This is a genomic window from Ruegeria sp. P10 (genome assembly GCF_056534925.1).
In genome coordinates this window covers 573,980-590,016 of the sequence record NZ_JBQERJ010000001.1, presented here as the reverse complement: position 1 = coordinate 590,016, position 16,037 = coordinate 573,980, and the positions used below count along the sequence as shown (strand labels likewise).

At 59.4% G+C, this 16,037-nt stretch carries 13 protein-coding genes; 9 read left to right on the top strand and 4 right to left on the bottom strand.

From position 1 onward, the window contains the following. Positions 1 to 159: 159 nt before the first annotated feature. The 3 genes from hemA (at position 160) to ispG (ending at position 3,911) form a co-directional block, all read left to right on the top strand. Positions 160 to 1,383: a 5-aminolevulinate synthase gene (gene hemA, locus ACR0FB_RS02955; protein WP_480619641.1), complete on the top strand. Its 1,224-nt coding sequence runs from the start codon at positions 160 to 162 to the stop codon at positions 1,381 to 1,383. 129 nt (positions 1,384 to 1,512) lie between these two features. Continuing rightward, positions 1,513 to 2,718, top strand: coding sequence for a helix-turn-helix domain-containing protein (locus ACR0FB_RS02950; RefSeq protein ID WP_480490422.1), 1,206 nt, complete (start codon positions 1,513 to 1,515; stop codon positions 2,716 to 2,718). A 71-nt stretch (positions 2,719 to 2,789) separates the two neighbouring features. After that, the gene (gene ispG / locus ACR0FB_RS02945) at positions 2,790 to 3,911 is read left to right on the top strand and encodes a flavodoxin-dependent (E)-4-hydroxy-3-methylbut-2-enyl-diphosphate synthase (protein ID WP_480619639.1); all 1,122 of its coding nucleotides are present in this window, start codon (positions 2,790 to 2,792) and stop codon (positions 3,909 to 3,911) included. A gap of 18 nt (positions 3,912 to 3,929) precedes the next feature. On the opposite strand, the gene ACR0FB_RS02940 is transcribed toward ispG, so the two are convergent. Genes ACR0FB_RS02940 through ACR0FB_RS02930 form a run of 3 tightly spaced genes read right to left on the bottom strand, consistent with a single transcriptional unit; the run spans position 3,930 to position 7,162 of the window. Beyond that, complete coding sequence (locus tag ACR0FB_RS02940; protein WP_480619637.1) at positions 3,930 to 5,000, bottom strand: agmatine deiminase family protein; 1,071 nt, start codon at positions 4,998 to 5,000, stop codon at positions 3,930 to 3,932. 24 nt (positions 5,001 to 5,024) lie between these two features. After that, complete coding sequence (locus ACR0FB_RS02935) at positions 5,025 to 5,783, bottom strand: DsbA family protein (protein WP_480619635.1); 759 nt, start codon at positions 5,781 to 5,783, stop codon at positions 5,025 to 5,027. Beyond that, positions 5,780 to 7,162 carry a M48 family metalloprotease gene (locus ACR0FB_RS02930; RefSeq protein WP_480619633.1) on the bottom strand — a complete coding sequence of 461 codons (1,383 nt, stop codon included), beginning with the start codon at positions 7,160 to 7,162 and terminating at the stop codon, positions 5,780 to 5,782. Before ACR0FB_RS02930 ends, ACR0FB_RS02935 begins: the two co-directional genes overlap by 4 nt. Here ACR0FB_RS02930 and ACR0FB_RS02925 point away from each other — a divergent pair. From ACR0FB_RS02925 to ACR0FB_RS02915, 3 genes are all read left to right on the top strand, one after another. Beyond that, complete coding sequence (locus ACR0FB_RS02925; protein WP_224852903.1) at positions 7,161 to 8,324, top strand: pyridoxal phosphate-dependent aminotransferase; 1,164 nt, start codon at positions 7,161 to 7,163, stop codon at positions 8,322 to 8,324. The two genes, ACR0FB_RS02930 and ACR0FB_RS02925, sit on opposite strands and share 2 nt — an antisense overlap. Positions 8,325 to 8,390: 66 nt before the next feature. Further along, positions 8,391 to 9,611, top strand: a complete 1,221-nt coding sequence (locus tag ACR0FB_RS02920; RefSeq protein WP_480619631.1) for an N-acetylmuramoyl-L-alanine amidase — start codon at positions 8,391 to 8,393, stop codon at positions 9,609 to 9,611. A gap of 94 nt (positions 9,612 to 9,705) precedes the next feature. Next, a complete protein-coding gene (locus tag ACR0FB_RS02915; RefSeq protein ID WP_171631779.1) occupies positions 9,706 to 12,195 on the top strand; it encodes a penicillin-binding protein 1A in 2,490 nt (829 codons plus the stop codon). Here the strand turns inward: ACR0FB_RS02915 and ACR0FB_RS02910 are convergent. Continuing rightward, positions 12,189 to 12,635 (bottom strand): aminoglycoside phosphotransferase family protein, encoded by a 447-nt coding sequence (locus ACR0FB_RS02910; protein WP_480619629.1) that lies wholly within the window; start codon positions 12,633 to 12,635, stop codon positions 12,189 to 12,191. The genes ACR0FB_RS02915 and ACR0FB_RS02910 overlap by 7 nt on opposite strands. Before the next feature lie 45 nt (positions 12,636 to 12,680). Here ACR0FB_RS02910 and prfB point away from each other — a divergent pair, with 45 nt between their 5' ends. The 3 genes from prfB to ACR0FB_RS02895 all read left to right on the top strand — a co-directional run bounded on the left by prfB (position 12,681) and on the right by ACR0FB_RS02895 (position 16,018). After that, positions 12,681 to 13,808 carry a peptide chain release factor 2 gene (prfB, locus tag ACR0FB_RS02905; RefSeq protein ID WP_171631785.1) on the top strand — a complete coding sequence of 376 codons (1,128 nt, stop codon included), beginning with the start codon at positions 12,681 to 12,683 and terminating at the stop codon, positions 13,806 to 13,808. A 1-nt stretch (position 13,809) separates the two neighbouring features. Further along, positions 13,810 to 14,514, top strand: coding sequence for a M50 family metallopeptidase (locus ACR0FB_RS02900; RefSeq protein WP_480619627.1), 705 nt, complete (start codon positions 13,810 to 13,812; stop codon positions 14,512 to 14,514). A gap of 103 nt (positions 14,515 to 14,617) precedes the next feature. Then, positions 14,618 to 16,018, top strand: a complete 1,401-nt coding sequence (locus tag ACR0FB_RS02895; RefSeq protein WP_480620006.1) for an amidase — start codon at positions 14,618 to 14,620, stop codon at positions 16,016 to 16,018. The last annotated feature ends 19 nt before the right edge of the window (positions 16,019 to 16,037 follow it).

The window sequence follows — 16,037 nt, the reverse complement described above, 5'->3', positions numbered from 1 at the left end:
TTGCAAACTTATATTTGATGCAAATCAAAGTTGGGTTCACCTGTTCGGCTGTAACCAGCTGAATAAAGTAACACAAAGCTGCTGATACAGGTTAAGCTGTGGGATGTGGCAGACTAATTGCCCAAGGGAAACCGGAAACGGGCATTCAAGGAGGGTCCGTTGGACTATAGTGCTCAGCTCGATTCAGCGATTGCCAGGCTGCATGACGAAGGACGTTACCGGACCTTTATCGATATCGAACGTCGCAACGGTCATTTTCCGCACGCGGTGCGCACGCGCCCGGACGGCTCGCAGCAGAACATCACCGTATGGTGCGGCAATGACTATCTGGGCATGGGCCAGCACCCTGTTGTTCTGAACGCAATGCACGAGGCGGTCGAAGCCGCAGGTGCCGGGTCGGGCGGTACGCGCAACATCTCGGGGACAACGGTCTATCACAAACGGCTCGAGGCCGAGCTGGCAGATCTGCATGGCAAGGAAGCCGCGCTTTTGTTCACCAGCGCGTATATCGCCAACGACGCCACGCTCAGCACGCTGCCCAAGCTGTTTCCGGGGCTGATCATCTATTCTGACGCGCTGAACCATGCTTCGATGATAGAAGGGGTGCGCCGAAACGGCGGGGCCAAGCGCATCTTCCGTCATAACGACGTGGCGCATCTGCGCGAATTGCTTGAGGCGGACGATCCCGCCGCACCCAAGCTGATCGCCTTTGAATCTGTCTATTCGATGGACGGTGATTTTGGTCCGATCGAAGAAATCTGCGATCTGGCAGATGAATTCGGCGCGCTGACCTATATCGACGAAGTGCACGCGGTGGGCATGTATGGCCCGCGCGGTGGCGGCGTGACCGAGCGTGACCGGCTGGCACATCGGATCGACATCATTAATGGCACTCTGGCCAAGGCCTATGGCGTCATGGGGGGCTATATCGCCGCCAGCGCAAAGATGTGCGATGCCGTGCGGTCTTATGCGCCGGGCTTTATCTTTACGACATCGTTGCCGCCGGCAGTTGCCGCAGGAGCTGCTGCATCCGTTGCGCACCTGAAAACCGCGTCTGAGCTGCGCGAGCAGCACCAGACTCAGGCGAAGATCCTCAAGCTGCGGCTGAAGGGAATGGGCCTTCCGCTGATCGACCACGGCAGCCATATCGTGCCTGTGATCGTCGGCAATCCGGTGCACACCAAGAAGCTCAGCGATATGCTGCTGGACGATTATGGCATTTACGTGCAACCGATCAATTTCCCGACCGTCCCGCGCGGAACCGAGCGTCTGCGTTTTACCCCGTCTCCGGTGCATGGACCCGACGAAATGAACCGTCTGGTGCAGGCGATGGACGAACTTTGGTCACATTGTGCGCTAAATCGCGCCGAACTTGCCGGATAACCTAACGCCAAAGTGTGCAACGAGTTTGCCGCGTGTTAAGCTTACGCTAACAAAACGAGTAGACGAATCATTCTGGGGATGATTCGCCACTTACGCGAAATACGCGACAGGCAGAATGGGGCAGCAGGGATGATTGGGCGCAGATCTCAGCGCGAATCCGAAGAGGACGTAGATGTCAGACCAAAGGGGTTTGACGACTACGAAGTTCGCCTAGGCGACAAGATGCGCGGTGAACGCGCAACGATGGGCAAATCTCTTCTGGATGTTCAGCGCGAGCTGCGGATCAAAGCCAACTATATCGCTGCAATTGAGAACGCTGACCCTGATGCGTTTGATACACCCGGCTTTATCGCCGGGTATGTGCGTTCCTATGCGCGCTATCTGGGTATGAACCCTGATGAGACCTTCGCGTCTTTCTGCAAGGAAAGCGGATTTGAGGTTGCGCATGGCATGTCCGCAGAGGCCTCGGTGGTGCGGAAACCTTCGGGGGCTCTGCCTGCGCGCGGCCCGATGGGGCGGGATCCGTTCATTTCGCCCAATACGCCCTATATTCCGGGCAAGGAGTCTCTGGTCAGCCAGATTGAACCTCGCGCAATCGGTTCGTCGCTGGTTTTGCTCGCGGTGATCGGTGGCATTGGCTATGGCGGTTGGGCTGTTTTGAACAAGATTCAGCAAGTTCAGGTCAGCCCGGTTGAACAGGCACCGGTGGTTCTGTCTGATCTGGATCCGCTGGATGCGGTGCGCAGAAAATTGTCAGATGATGTTACGGAAGTGGCAAGCGCCGAAGCATTGGACCGTCTCTATCGTCCGCAGGCACTGGATGTTCCGGTGCTGGTTGCGCGGGATGCTCCGATCTCAACGCTTGATCCGCGCGAGGTTGGAACCTTCCGCCCGCCCGAATTGCCGAAGTTCGAAGTGGCTGAACTGCACACGGTCGAAAAACCGGCCTTGCCGCAAGTGGTCGAACAGATCGATACCACGCTAAAGATCGTGGCGGTTGATCCGGCATGGATGCGCGTGACGGCTGCGGATGGCAGCGTCATTTTCGAAGGTACACTGGGAACCGTCGAGCAGGGCAGTGTATTCGAAGTGCCCCTGACGGAAGAACCGCCGACATTGCGTGCGGGCGCGTCGGGATCGGTATATTTCGCGATGAACGGTGAACATTACGGCCCGGCGGGTGCTCCGGGCACGGTCGCCAAGGGTGTTGTTCTGTCGAAAGACGCCGTGTCCGAGGCCTATGCCGTCGCCGATCTGGAGGCGGAACAGAACAGTGCGCTCAAGCAACTGGTGGCGGAACTGCAAACCGAGGCGACAGAAACGCCCGCCGAGTGATCTAGCCATTGCGATAACCCTGTTGCCGAACTATCTACAGTCGCAACTCAGGCAGACGCGGATCCGTCCTTATGTCCCTCAATCACGTGCGCCCATGGCGCGACATCTATCGTCGTAAATCCCGTCAAATCATGGTCGGCAACGTCCCCGTCGGTGGCGATGCACCCATTGCCGTTCAAACCATGACCAACACGCTGACCACCGATGTGGCGGCGACCGTGGCGCAGGTACAGGCGGCGGCTGAGGCTGGCGCTGACATCGTTCGCGTTTCGGTTCCTGATGAGGCGTCGTCCAAGGCATTGAAAGAGATCGTGCGCGAAAGCCCGGTGCCCATCGTTGCGGATATTCATTTCCACTATCGGCGCGGGATCGAGGCCGCCGAAGCAGGCGCTGCCTGTCTGCGCATCAATCCCGGCAATATCGGAGACGAAACCCGTGTAAAAGAAGTCATCCAGGCGGCGCGCGACCACAACTGCTCGATCCGCATCGGCGTGAACGCGGGCAGCCTGGAAAAGCACCTGCTTGAGAAATATGGCGAGCCGTGCCCCGAAGCGATGGTCGAAAGCGGGCTGGAACATATCCGCATCCTACAGGACAATGATTTTCACGAGTTCAAGATCAGCGTAAAGGCCAGCGACGTGTTCCTGTCGGCCGCGGCCTATCAGGGCATTGCCGAGGCGACGGATGCCCCCATCCATCTGGGCATTACCGAGGCCGGAGGGCTGGTCAGCGGCACGATCAAATCGGCCATCGGGCTAGGCAACCTGCTGTGGATGGGGATTGGCGACACGATCCGCGTCAGCCTGTCTGCTGACCCGGTGGAGGAGGTCAAGGTCGGGTTTGAAATCCTCAAATCCCTTGGCCTGCGTCATCGGGGTGTCAATATCATCTCGTGCCCATCCTGCGCGCGACAGGGTTTTGATGTCATCAAAACCGTCGAGGCGCTGGAACATCGCCTTGAACACATCAAGACGCCGATGTCCCTGTCGATCATCGGCTGCGTGGTCAACGGCCCGGGCGAAGCGCTGATGACCGATGTTGGTTTCACCGGCGGCGGTGCAGGGTTCGGCATGGTCTATCTGGCCGGCAAAGCCAGCCACAAAATGTCGAACGACCAGATGATCGATCACATCGTGGAAGAGGTCGAGAAAAAGGCGGCTGAACTGGATGCGGCGGCTGAAGCGGCTGAATAGCCTGTTTCTTCACGACATTTAAAAACCGGGCATCTGTTGTGTAGCGCAATGGATGCCGCCACCCAGCTCTCCCAGCACATCCACGTCAAGCGTCACGACTTCACGCCCGGGGTGGTGTTTTGCAAGCGTTTCCGACGCGATCCTGTCTGTTTCCGAGTCTCCGAACCGGGCCGCAATCACACCGCCATTGCAGACGTAGTAATTGGCATAAGAGGCCACGAAATCCAGGTTTTCGACCCGGCGGAAATGCGGCTCGGGTATCACGTCCATGTCGATGCCCGCGGCAATGAGACGATCATGGGTGTCCAGCGCGGCCATGTTGAAAGGGTCATATTTGTCCGGTTCATCCGGCAGGTTGATGATGCCGCGACCGGGGCCGGTAAAGCGGGCCAAACTGTCAATGTGATAGTCGGTGATATCTTCGCCCCAGACACCTTCGGACCAGATCATGCGATTGGCCCCATAGGCCGCCAACAACCGGGCTTCGATCTCGTCCCGGGTGAGGCCGGGATTGCGGTTGTCATTCACCCACGAGCTTTCATGCGCCATTAGCGTCCCATGCCCATCCTGCTCGACGCCACCGGCTTCGCCGATCAGCCCGGTCGGCAACAGGGCCAGACCCAGCCTTTCGGCCACTCTGCCGGCAATTTTCGCATCATGTGCGTGAACCTGTTTTCCTCCCCACCCATTGAACTGGATCTGCTGGACCGCAAGCGCGCCACGGTCGTTGATCGCAAAGACCGGGCCTGCGTCCCGGCACCACAGATCTTCGGTCGGGACATCCCAGATCTCAACCGCCGCAGAAAGCCGTTTGCTGATATCTGCGTGATGTTCCGATCCGGCGAGCATTGTGACGAGTTCAAAAGCAGAGATCGTGTTTGCGATTTCCGCAATGGTCCCCTGTACCATTTCCAGAAAAACGGGATCGCGATAGACGGTTCGGCTGACCGGCCATTGCATGAAAGTGCAATGATGCCGGGCGTCTTCGGCCGGCACGCGGAAGCCGGTCGCGGGCTGCGCAATAGACTGGCCAGAGAAACCCGTCATACCCAACGCTCCTCCGGCCACCAGAAATTCCCGCCGCTTCATGGCACGTTGCCGACAGATCCGGCCTTAGCCGCGTTCGGCACGTATACCGTTAACGATCTGCTGCATCTGATCGGCTGGCAAATAGCCACGCAGCATCTCTGTGCCCAACACAAACGAAGGTGTGCCCGAGATCCGCATCCGCTGGGCCAGAGCACGGGTGCGCGCAATCTCATCAGTGACGCGATCGCTGTCCATCGCCGCGATGATCTCGTCGCTGTTCAGCCCCAAACCGTCCGAGATGCGGCGTAGGGCAACTTCGCTTGGCTCGCCGGTGAATTCCAGCAGGGCATCATGGACCTGCTTATATGCGTCGTCGCCCGCCACGTGTTTGGTGGCCACGGCAAAACGTGAGGACAGCACAGACGCATCACCCAGGATGGGGAATTCCTTGATCACAAGGCGGATGTTGCCGTCTTCTGCCAGCAGGCTGGTAACTTCGGGAACGGCACGGCGGCAATAGCCACACCGGTAGTCCATGAACTCGACCAGCGTGATGTCGCCATCCGGGTTGCCGCCAACCCAGCTGTACCCGTCATCAAACAGTTCATCCGCATTGGCGGCGACCAGTTCTTTGTCCGCCGCGGCTTCGGCGACGGCATTGCGCTCTTCCAGAATGTTGATGGCTTCGATGATCACTTCGGGGTTTTCCAGCAGGTATTCGCGCACCTGGGCACCAAATTCCGCCTTCTCGGCATCGTTCATCGCGTTCAAGTCCAGCGCCTGCGCCGAGGTCGCCGCCAAGGAAAGCCCCAGAAGGGCGGGTGCAGCATGTCTGAGGATCATTTCCGTTTCCTTTTGTCTTTGTCGAGTCGTTCCGATGCAATCAACACGTCTTGTGCCCTTTGCCAACCCGGTGAGCCTTCGGGCAGACGTGCCACGGCGCGTTTTGCGTGAATTCCGGCATCTTTCAACCGCCCTTGCAGCGCATAACGCTCTGCCGTCACGGTCGACGCCATACCATCATTGCCGACCTGAGCATAGGCAACACCCAGATCCTGCAACAGCCTGGCGTTCCGGTAGTCCCGGGCGCGGGCTTTTTCCAGCACGCTCAGGGCCTGTTTGGTTTGGCCCTGCGCCAGCAACGCCCGCCCGTAGCCAGCCAGGATCAGCGCATCGTTCGGAGCCATTTCAACAGCGTTCCCATACGCTTCAACAGCCGCGCCTATTTGCCTGTTTTCCAGCAGAATTTGCCCTTTCAGGTCATAATAGTAGGGGTCGTTCGGGCGCAGAGTCAGGGCCATGTCGATGGCACGGCGCGCGCGATCCAAATCACGGTTCTGATGATAAGCCGAAGCCTCGCGCATCAGGCGGATGTCCTGGGCGGTTTCTTCTTTTGCGCGCCGTAATGTCCAGCTGGGTGAGCGTAAAAAGGCCGACAATTTGCCTTTGACGCGGGCGAACCAGTAATCGGCATTGGCATTCGGAACGGCCTTGTCGCCGAACTCATCCAAAAACGCTTCGGCGGCGCGCAACCGTTCACGACTGGTGGGATGCGACCGCATGTACGGGTCCTGATTGGCGACGCTCAGCAACTCCTGACCCGCGAATTTCCTGTGCAGATCAACCATGCCGCTGGGGGAAATCTGAGCCCATCGCAGATAGCTTGCAGCGCTTCGGTCGGCCGAGGCCTCTTCGGCGCGGGTATGGCCCAGAAAGCTGCGGATTGCGGCGCCTTGGGTGCCAGCGGCGATGCCAATGGCGGCTTCACCCCCTCCGGCCGCAGCCGCAAGCAGGGCCAAAGCGGTACCAAGGCCCGCATTGCGCCGCGCCGCCTTCAGGTTTTCTGCGCGGCGGGCCAGATGGCCGTTCGCAATATGCGCGGCCTCATGCGCGATCACCGCTTGCAGCATTTCGGGGCTTTCGACCGTAAGGATCAACCCGTAATTCAAATAGATGGCGTTGTAGTCGATGACGAATGCATTGAACGTGTTGTCATTGACCACAAGGATTTGAACCCGATTGGTGTTCAGGCCGGCGGCGCGCAGAACCGGAAAGGCCAGCTCGCGCAGGCCACGCTCGATATCGGGGTCGCGGATCAGGCTTTGCCCATGGGATTGCGTTGCAACCGCCAGCCAGACACCAACCGACAGGACCAGAGCCGGGATTGACGTCAGCAGAGATACGCGTTCAAAAGCCATGGCTGCAACATGGGAGATGGGCATGAGAAACTCAACCCGGTCCGGGGTCGATCCCTTCATCGTGATGGACGTGATGGAAGCCGCGCGCCGTGCGGAAGAAGCGGGCCGCCATGTGATTCACATGGAGGTTGGCCAGCCCGGAACCGGCGCCCCCAAGGGCGCGACCGAGGCGCTGGCGAAGGCGATGGATCAAAGCCCGTTGGGCTATACGGTGTCTCTGGGCTTGCCTGCGCTGCGAAAGCGTGTCGCGCAGCTTTATGGTGAGTGGTACGATGTGGACCTGAACCCGGGGCGCGTGGTCATCACGCCCGGATCGTCCGGCGGGTTTCTGCTGGCTTTCACGGCATTGTTCGACAGCGGGGATCGCGTCGGAATCGGTGCGCCGGGGTATCCGTCTTATCGCCAGATTCTCAGGGCACTTGGATTGGTGCCGGTCGATCTGCCGACCGCGCCTGAAAACCGTCTGCAACCCGTGGCAGCGGATATTCAGGGAATGGGCCTGAAGGGGCTGATGGTGGCGTCTCCGGCGAATCCTACCGGCACGATGCTGGATCACGCCGCCATGGGGTCGCTGATCGAAGCCGCACACGGGCAGGGGGCATCCTTCATCAGCGACGAAATCTATCATGGTCTGGAATACGAGGCCAAGGCCGTAACCGCACTGGAACTGACGGATGAGTGCTATGTGATCAACTCGTTTTCCAAGTATTTCTCGATGACCGGTTGGCGCGTGGGCTGGATGGTCGTGCCCGAGGATCAGGTGCGCGTTGTCGAGCGGATAGCCCAGAACATGTTCATTTGCGCGCCGCACGCCAGTCAGGTTGCCGCACTGGCCGCGATGGATTGCGAGGACGAGCTGCAAGCCAATCTGGACGTGTACCGCCGAAACCGCGCCCTGATGCTGGACGGGCTGCCCAAGGCGGGCTTTACGAAAATCGCGCCTCCGGACGGGGCTTTCTATGTCTATGCCGACGTGTCTGACCTGACCGATGACAGCCGCGCATTTGCGGCCGAGATTCTGGACAAGGCCGGTGTCGCGGTCACGCCGGGTCTGGATTTCGATCCGCAACGCGGCCATACGACGTTGCGTTTTTCCTATGCGCGTTCGACGGCCGACATTCAGGACGGGCTGGAACGGTTGCGCTTGTTCATGACCCAGCGGAAGGTGATCGGGGAACCTGCCTGAGCCGTTCACAAATCAGCCCTTGTGGTATAGGCTGCCCGGCAAACGATCTCGGGAAAACTTGAGGCCATGAGCAGGATCTTCATTTGCATCGCCCTGATCTGGGCGTTGTGCGGCAGTGCCGTCGCGCAGGATTTCAGCGCGCTGGCACGCGTTCAGCCCGACCAGAGCCGCATCACGGATGTGGGGCGAACCGGCGTTCGCGTGGATATCGGCCTGAGCCAGGGGGTGCCGTACCGGATCTTCACCTTGCAGGATCCGTACCGGATGGTTCTGGACTTCAACGAAGTGGACTGGACCGGGCTGAACCGAACGGATTTCCTGCAATCCGAACGCGTCAGCGGCGTGCAATTCGGGGCCTATGTTCCGGGTTGGTCGCGGTTGGTGTTGGAACTGGGCGCTCCGATGGCCGTAGACACTGCCGAGTTGACGGTTGCCGAGGATTCGGGGGCGGCTCTGCTGTCTCTGAACCTCAAGGGCACGGATTTTGATACGTTCAACGCAACCGCAGGTGCGCCGCGCAACCCGGGATGGGACTTGCCGGAGCCGGCTGATGTGCCGCAGGCATCGGCGCGCTCGGCAGACAGGCCGTTGCGCGTAATGCTCGATCCGGGGCATGGCGGGATCGATCCGGGTGCCGAAATCGATGGCGTTGATGAAAAAAACCTGATGCTGGCCTTTGCCCGCGAACTGCGCGAAGTTCTCTTGCGATCAGAAGGTTATGAGGTGGTCCTGACCCGCGTTGACGACCAGTTCGTCTCGTTGGAGCGCCGGATTGCCCTGGCGCATCGGGCTGGCGCGGATCTGTTCATTTCGTTGCATGCGGATTCCCTGTCGGAAGGTCAGGCCCACGGGGCTGCCGTCTATACCTTGTCTGCCGATGCTTCGGATGTGGCCAGTTCAAAACTGGCCGAGCGGCATGATCGGGGGGATTTGATCTCGGGTATCGATCTGAATGGTGCCGATGATCAGGTGGCCGATGTTCTACTTGATCTGGCGCGCCAGGAAACGATGCCGCGGACCAGGTCACTGGCCAGCGCGATTGCCAACGGGATGGCCCAGCAAGGCGGGCCGATGAACCGCAAACCGCTGCGGACCGCTTCGTTCTCGGTTCTCAAGGCGGCGGATATTCCGTCTGTTTTGGTCGAACTTGGATTTCTGTCCAGCCCCAGAGATCGGGAAAACCTAAGGGATTCGAAGTGGCGGGCGAAAATGGCCTTGGGGATCTTTCAGGGGATCGAAGACTGGCGTCAGCAGGATGTGATCCGCAAATCCCTGATTGGCCAGTGACCTTGCGACGCAAAACGGCTAGAATACGCTTGGTGTTTTGACCCTTGGGCGGTGCAACACTATATAGGCACCACCGCGAGAAAAAGGCAGTAACGTGATCCGGTTCATTCTTTCGTTTTTCGGGGCGATCTTCAGTATCGTTACCTTGGGTATTTTCATGGTCGCACTGGTGATCGGTGCGGTGTTCTGGATGTATGGCCGGGACCTGCCCAGCCACGAATCCCTGGCCCAGTACAAGCCCCCGACGATCAGCCGGATCTATTCGGGCGAAGGCCAGTTGATCGACGAATTCGCGCAGGAACGCCGCCTGTTCACGCCGTCCTCGGAAATTCCCGATCTGGTGAAGCAGGCGTTTATTTCGGCGGAAGACAAGAATTTCTATACCCATCAGGGGTACGACCCACGCGGCATTGTCGCGGCAGGTGTCGAAGCGGTGCGCACCAAAGGCGGGACCGTGCGGGGTGCATCGACCATTACGCAGCAGGTAATGAAGAACTTCCTGTTGTCGGGCGACCGCCGGGCAGAACGCAAGATCAAGGAAATCATCCTCGCCACCCGGCTCGAGGATACCCTGGACAAGGAGCAGATCCTTGAACTGTACCTGAACGAGATCTTTCTGGGTCAGAACTCGTACGGTGTGACGGCCGCCGCACAGACCTATTTCAATAAGACCTTGCAGGAACTTGCCCCGCACGAGGCCGCGATGCTGGCCGCGATGCCCAAGGCGCCGTCGGATTACCACCCGGTCCGGGAAAAGGAACGCCTGCTGGCCCGCCGAAACTATGTGCTGCGCGAGATGTACCAGAACGGTTACATCGATCAGGCGACCTATGAGTCCGAGGTCGAGATGCCGCTGCGCTCGGTTCAGAACGGCGATTTCGAAAGCTTCCGCACCGCATTGCCGCCGCGAGACTACTTCACCGATGAAATCCGACGTCAACTGAGCGAGGACTTTGGTGAAGGTGAGTTCTTTACCGGCGGCTTCACGGTTCGTGCGTCGGTGGACGAGGAAATGCAGGTCGAGGCCGCAAAGGCCCTGCGCACGGCGTTGCAAAAATATGACCGGTCGCGCGGGAAATGGCGTGGCACAGGCGAAGTGATCCCGGAAGAAAAACTGGCGGATGAGGCGCAGTGGCGACAGGCGCTGTCGCTTCTGGAAATTCCGCGTGATGTGGTGCTGCCGACCCGCTGGTATCCCGCCGTGGTTCTGAATGTCTCGGATCAGCAACTTACCGTCGGGATCGAAGACGGCCCTGCGAATGGCACCATTCCGCGGTCCGATATCAAGTGGATGCAGGGTGATTTTGCGGCGAACTTCAAACGCGGTGATGTGATCCTTGTTGTCGAGGGCGAAGAGGGGCAGTGGTCTGCCCGTCAGGTGCCCGAAGTTCAGGGCGCCTTTGTGGCGATGGATGTGAACTCGGGCCGCGTTCTGGCGATGCAAGGCGGGTTTTCTTATCAGGACACCGTTTTCAACCGCGCCACGCAGGCACAGCGCCAGCCAGGATCCAGCTTCAAACCCTTTGTCTATGCCGCTGCGCTGGACAGCGGATACAGCCCCGCAACTATCGTTGTGGACGCACCGATCGAGGTGAACACGCCACAGGGCTTGTGGCGGCCCAAGAACTCGTCGAACAAGTTCTACGGGCCGACGCCTTTGCGCACCGGGATCGAGCAGTCGCGGAACCTGATGACCATCCGTCTGGCGCAGGAAGTTACAATGCCCGTCGTTGCCGGCTATGCGGAGCGGTTCGGTGTCTATGACCGGATGGGCGCGTTTTTGGCCAACTCGCTGGGGGCCGAGGAAACCACGCTCTACAAGATGGTCGCGGCATATGCGATGTTCGCCAACGGCGGCCAGCGTGTGGAGCCGACTCTGGTCGACCGCATTCAGGACCGGTTCGGCAAGACCATCTATCGCCACGATGACCGTCAGTGTCTGGACTGTAACTCGACCTGGCTGGAACCGGATGAATCACCGACCCTTGTCACAGACCGCGCGCAGGTCATGGATGCGATCACCGCCTATCAGCTGACATCGATGATGAAGGGTGTGGTCGACCGCGGGACGGCATCCAGAGTTGTGAATCTGCCCGTGCCAACAGCAGGCAAGACCGGAACCACCAACGAATCCAAGGATGCGTGGTTCATCGGCTTTACGTCGAACATCGTGGCGGGTTGCTACATCGGCTATGATCGACCGCGCCCGATGGGGCGGGGGGCTTATGGTGGTACCTTGTGTGGCCCGGTGTTCCAGAGCTTCATGGAAAAAGCCGTCGAAAAGTATGGCGGCGGGCCATTCAAGGTTCCAGAAGGTGGTCACTTTATCAAAATCGACCGTTTCAGCGGCGCCCGCCTGCCGGATGACGCCACCGGTGACTATGTCGTGGCCGAATTCTTCCGCGACGGTGTCGATGGGTTCATCGACCGTGTTTACGATGGTGGTTTTGCGATTGGTTCCGACTTGCCCTTGTTCGAGGAAGCGCAGCGCGCAGGTGTGCAGGTTCAAACCTCCACCGGTCAAACCATCACGGTCGGCCCAAAGGCTACGCAAGGCGATCTGAGTACCGGCGGTCTTTACTGATCGGTCGCGTCCAGAAAAAGGCGCAAAAGGTCGGCTTCCGGGTCGTTTTCGATGGCACCGCCGGATCGCCAGCAGATGGACAAGGCGCATTTGGCGGCTGCCCATTGGGCCAGCCGTTTCTCTGAAACCTTCATGGCTTCGGAATAGAGCGACAGGCAGGTTTCGATCTGCCGGGGATTGCGCACCAAATCGGTCATGCCTTTTGGGTGCCGCAGTGCATTTGCCAGCTCAAAGGCCGGATCACCTGCATATCCTTTGGCATCGAAAACCCGCGGGCCATTGTGGGTCAGAACAATGTTGTCCGGGTGAAGATCCCCGTGCAAGGGCACCGGAGTGGGCTGTCTCGGCAACCAGTTCCGGCTGATGCAATTCCCATCGGTCCGGAAACTCTTTGAATGTGCCTTGCATTCACGCCCAGCCCGTCTTGTGGTGTCTCGCACCTCTTGCTATCACGCAGGCCTGATTGAGCAAGTTGGGACAAGACCATGCGCGCCGAAACCCAGAACACTGTGGCGGAAATCGAAAAGTCGCTGGAGCTGCTGGCGCAGCGCATGGACTATGAGACCGCGCCGCATCGCCTTGAGGAATTCAATGCGCGTGTCGAAGATCCCAACCTGTGGGACAATCCCGAAAAGGCACAGAAACTGATGCGCGAACGGCAGATGCTAGTCGACGCGATCGAAACCTACGAGTCCATCAAAACCGATCTCAGCGACAATATCGAACTGATTGAGCTGGGCGAGATGGAGGAAGACCAAGAAGTCGTTCAGGATGCCGAAGCCGCGATCAAGACGCTAAAAACCAAGGCCGCGAAGAAAGAGCTTGAGGCGTTGCTGGACGGTGAGGCCGACAGCAACGACACTTTCCTCGAAATCAATTCGGGCGCGGGCGGAACCGAAAGCTGTGACTGGGCGTCGATGTTGGCGCGGATGTATGTGCGCTGGGCCGAAAAAAAAGGCTATACGGTCGAGCTTCAGTCCGAAACCCCGGGCGAAGAGGCAGGGATCAAATCCGCTGCGTACAAGATTTCGGGGCACAACGCTTATGGCTGGCTGAAATCCGAAAGCGGCGTGCACCGGCTGGTGCGGATTTCGCCTTTTGACTCGGCGGCCAAGCGGCACACCTCGTTCTGTTCGGTCTGGGTCTATCCCGTGGTCGACGACAATATCGAGATCGAGGTGAACCCCGCCGATATCCGCATCGACACCTACCGGTCATCGGGTGCAGGTGGTCAGCACGTGAACACCACGGACTCGGCTGTTCGGATCACGCACATCCCGACCGGGATTGTTGTAACCAGCTCGGAAAAGTCGCAGCACCAGAACCGCGATATTGCCATGAAAGCCCTGAAATCGCGCCTGTACCAGCAGGAACTGGACCGCCGGAACGCCGACATCAACGCGGCACATGAGGCCAAGGGTGATGCGGGCTGGGGCAACCAGATCCGGTCATATGTTTTGCAGCCCTACCAGATGGTCAAAGACCTGCGGACAAATTACGAGACCTCGGATACCAAGGGTGTTCTGGACGGCGATCTGGACGGCTTCATGGCGGCCACTCTGGCCCTGAACGTGGCGGGCAAGAGCCGCTCCGAGGCCCAGGGCGACAGCTGAGGTGAAGCGTAACAGCCCTTTCCTGAACGTTCTGAAAGGGCATTGGCAGCTTATCCTCATCACGGCCCTGGTGTTTCTGCTTTGGAATACACCGGTTGCGGTTCCACTGAAGATACTGGTCGTCTTTCTGCATGAGTTGTCTCATGCGGTGACGATCCTGATGACGGGCGGCTCGGTCGAGAGCTTTTCGATCTCACCACAACAGGGCGGCGTTGTCGTCGGCCGGGGCGGCAATCGCGTTCTCAGCCTGTCTGCCGGGTATCTTGGTTCCCTCGCGCTGGGCATGGCCCTTTTGATCCTTGCCTTGCGAACACGGGCCGACCGCGCCGTTCTGGCGGGTTTTGGCGGCGTCATGTGTCTGGTGGCGGTGCTGTATATCCGCGACCCGTTCGCCCTTGTTTTCAGCATCGGAACCGGGGCTGCGATGATTGCTGCGGCGTGGTATCTGCGCCCGGATGTAAGCGATCTGGTGCTGCGCGTGATCGGATTGACCAGCATGATCTATGTCCCTTTCGACATCTTCGATGACACGATCCGACGGTCCGGCGCGCGGTCGGATGCATTCATGCTGGCCGAGGAATTCGGTGGCTCTGCCATGTTGTGGGGCGGGATCTGGCTGGTGCTCAGCTGCATCGTGATCGTTCTTTGCCTGCGCTACTGGCTTGGGGCTGACAGCAACCTGCATTTTCGCAGATCAGCGCGCTGACATTACCGTCTGGGACGACGCTGAAAAGATACATTTAAACAGTGGGTTTAAATGATCTGAACTGCCCGCTAGGCTGCCGGAAACGACAATGGATTGGCGCGTCATGGACCTGACCCGGATATCGGCTACAGACCTTTTGAAACAGTTGGCCAACCGGCAGGTTTCAGCCTCGGACGTGATGCAGGCCACGCTGGATCGCATCGCCAAGGTCAATGGTGATGTGAATGCCATCGTCGCATTAAGGGATTCAGATGGTTTGATGGCCGAGGCGAAGGCCTGTGACGACGGCCCGATCACCGGCCCGCTGCACGGTCTTCCAATCGCAGTCAAGGATCTTGTGAACGTGGCGGGTGTCGTCTCGTCGCAAGGATCACCTGTTTTTCAAGACCATGTGCCAGCCAGCGACGATCTGATCGCCGCGCGGATGCGGCAAGCCGGTGCCATCCTGATCGGAAAGACCAATACGCCGGAATTTGGGCTGGGATCGCACACGTTCAATCCGGTCTATGGGGCAACGTGCAACCCTTATGATGCCAATCGTACCTGCGGTGGCTCATCCGGCGGGGCGGCGGTTGCCTTGGCGACGGGCATGGTTGCTTTGGCCGATGGCTCGGACATGATGGGCAGCTTGCGCAACCCTGCTGCCTGGAACAACGTTTATGGCTTTCGGCCAAGCTGGGGCAGGGTGCCTTCCGATCCCGTGGGGGACAGCTTTTTGCACCAGTTGTCGACACTGGGCCCCATGGCGCGCTGCCCCGAAGATCTGGGTGTTCTGCTTGATGTCATCTCGGGTCCGGACCCGCGCTTGCCGCTGGCCGTTGAAAGTGCGCCGGTGTCGCCAGTGACCGCCGCAGAGCTGCAAGGGCTGCGGATCGGGTGGCTTGGCGACTGGGGCGGCGCTTTTCCGACCGATCCCGGTATTCTTGACATCTGCAAAGACGCGATGGGCGTGTTCGAAACGCGTGGCGCGCGGGTTGAGGACATCGCCCCGCCTTTCGATGCCGAAAAACTCTGGACCAGCTGGATCACCTTGCGGTCGTTCAGCGTGGCCGCCGGGCTGGAACCCTTGGCATCGCAAAAGGAAGACTTGAAAGACACGGCACAATGGGAACTGGATCGGGGTCTGGCACTGAGTGCAATGGAGGTGCACCACGCCAGTGTCATCCGCTCGGAATGGTTCCGCTGCGCGGCGATGCTGTTCGAACAGTATGACGCGTTGGTTCTGCCGTCTGCTCAGGTCTGGCCGTTCTCGGTTGATCTGCCTTACCCGACAGAGATCGCGGGCCGGGCCATGGATACCTATCACCGATGGATGCATGTCACGATACCGGTCAGCCTGATCGGCCTGCCATGCCTTGCTGCGCCCGCGGGGTTTGGCACGCAGGGGCTGCCGATGGGGTTTCAATTGTTCGGGCCCAAAGGATCGGACCGGAAACTGTTGTCAGTCGGAGCGGCTTACCACGCCGAAACCAATTGGCCAAACAAGAGGCCGGCGATGCCATAACGCCGGTCAGGGAGGAGGA

Coding starts and splice junctions, on each gene's coding strand:
- ACR0FB_RS02950 (WP_480490422.1), top strand. CDS start 1,513: ATGATTGGGCGCAGATCTCAGCGCGAATCCGAAGAGGACGTAGATGTC.
- ispG (WP_480619639.1), top strand. CDS start 2,790: ATGTCCCTCAATCACGTGCGCCCATGGCGCGACATCTATCGTCGTAAA.
- ACR0FB_RS02940 (WP_480619637.1), bottom strand. CDS start 5,000: ATGAAGCGGCGGGAATTTCTGGTGGCCGGAGGAGCGTTGGGTATGACG.
- ACR0FB_RS02935 (WP_480619635.1), bottom strand. CDS start 5,783: ATGATCCTCAGACATGCTGCACCCGCCCTTCTGGGGCTTTCCTTGGCG.
- ACR0FB_RS02925 (WP_224852903.1), top strand. CDS start 7,161: ATGAGAAACTCAACCCGGTCCGGGGTCGATCCCTTCATCGTGATGGAC.
- ACR0FB_RS02930 (WP_480619633.1), bottom strand. CDS start 7,162: ATGCCCATCTCCCATGTTGCAGCCATGGCTTTTGAACGCGTATCTCTG.
- ACR0FB_RS02920 (WP_480619631.1), top strand. CDS start 8,391: ATGAGCAGGATCTTCATTTGCATCGCCCTGATCTGGGCGTTGTGCGGC.
- prfB (WP_171631785.1), top strand. CDS start 12,681: ATGCGCGCCGAAACCCAGAACACTGTGGCGGAAATCGAAAAGTCGCTG.
- ACR0FB_RS02895 (WP_480620006.1), top strand. CDS start 14,618: ATGGACCTGACCCGGATATCGGCTACAGACCTTTTGAAACAGTTGGCC.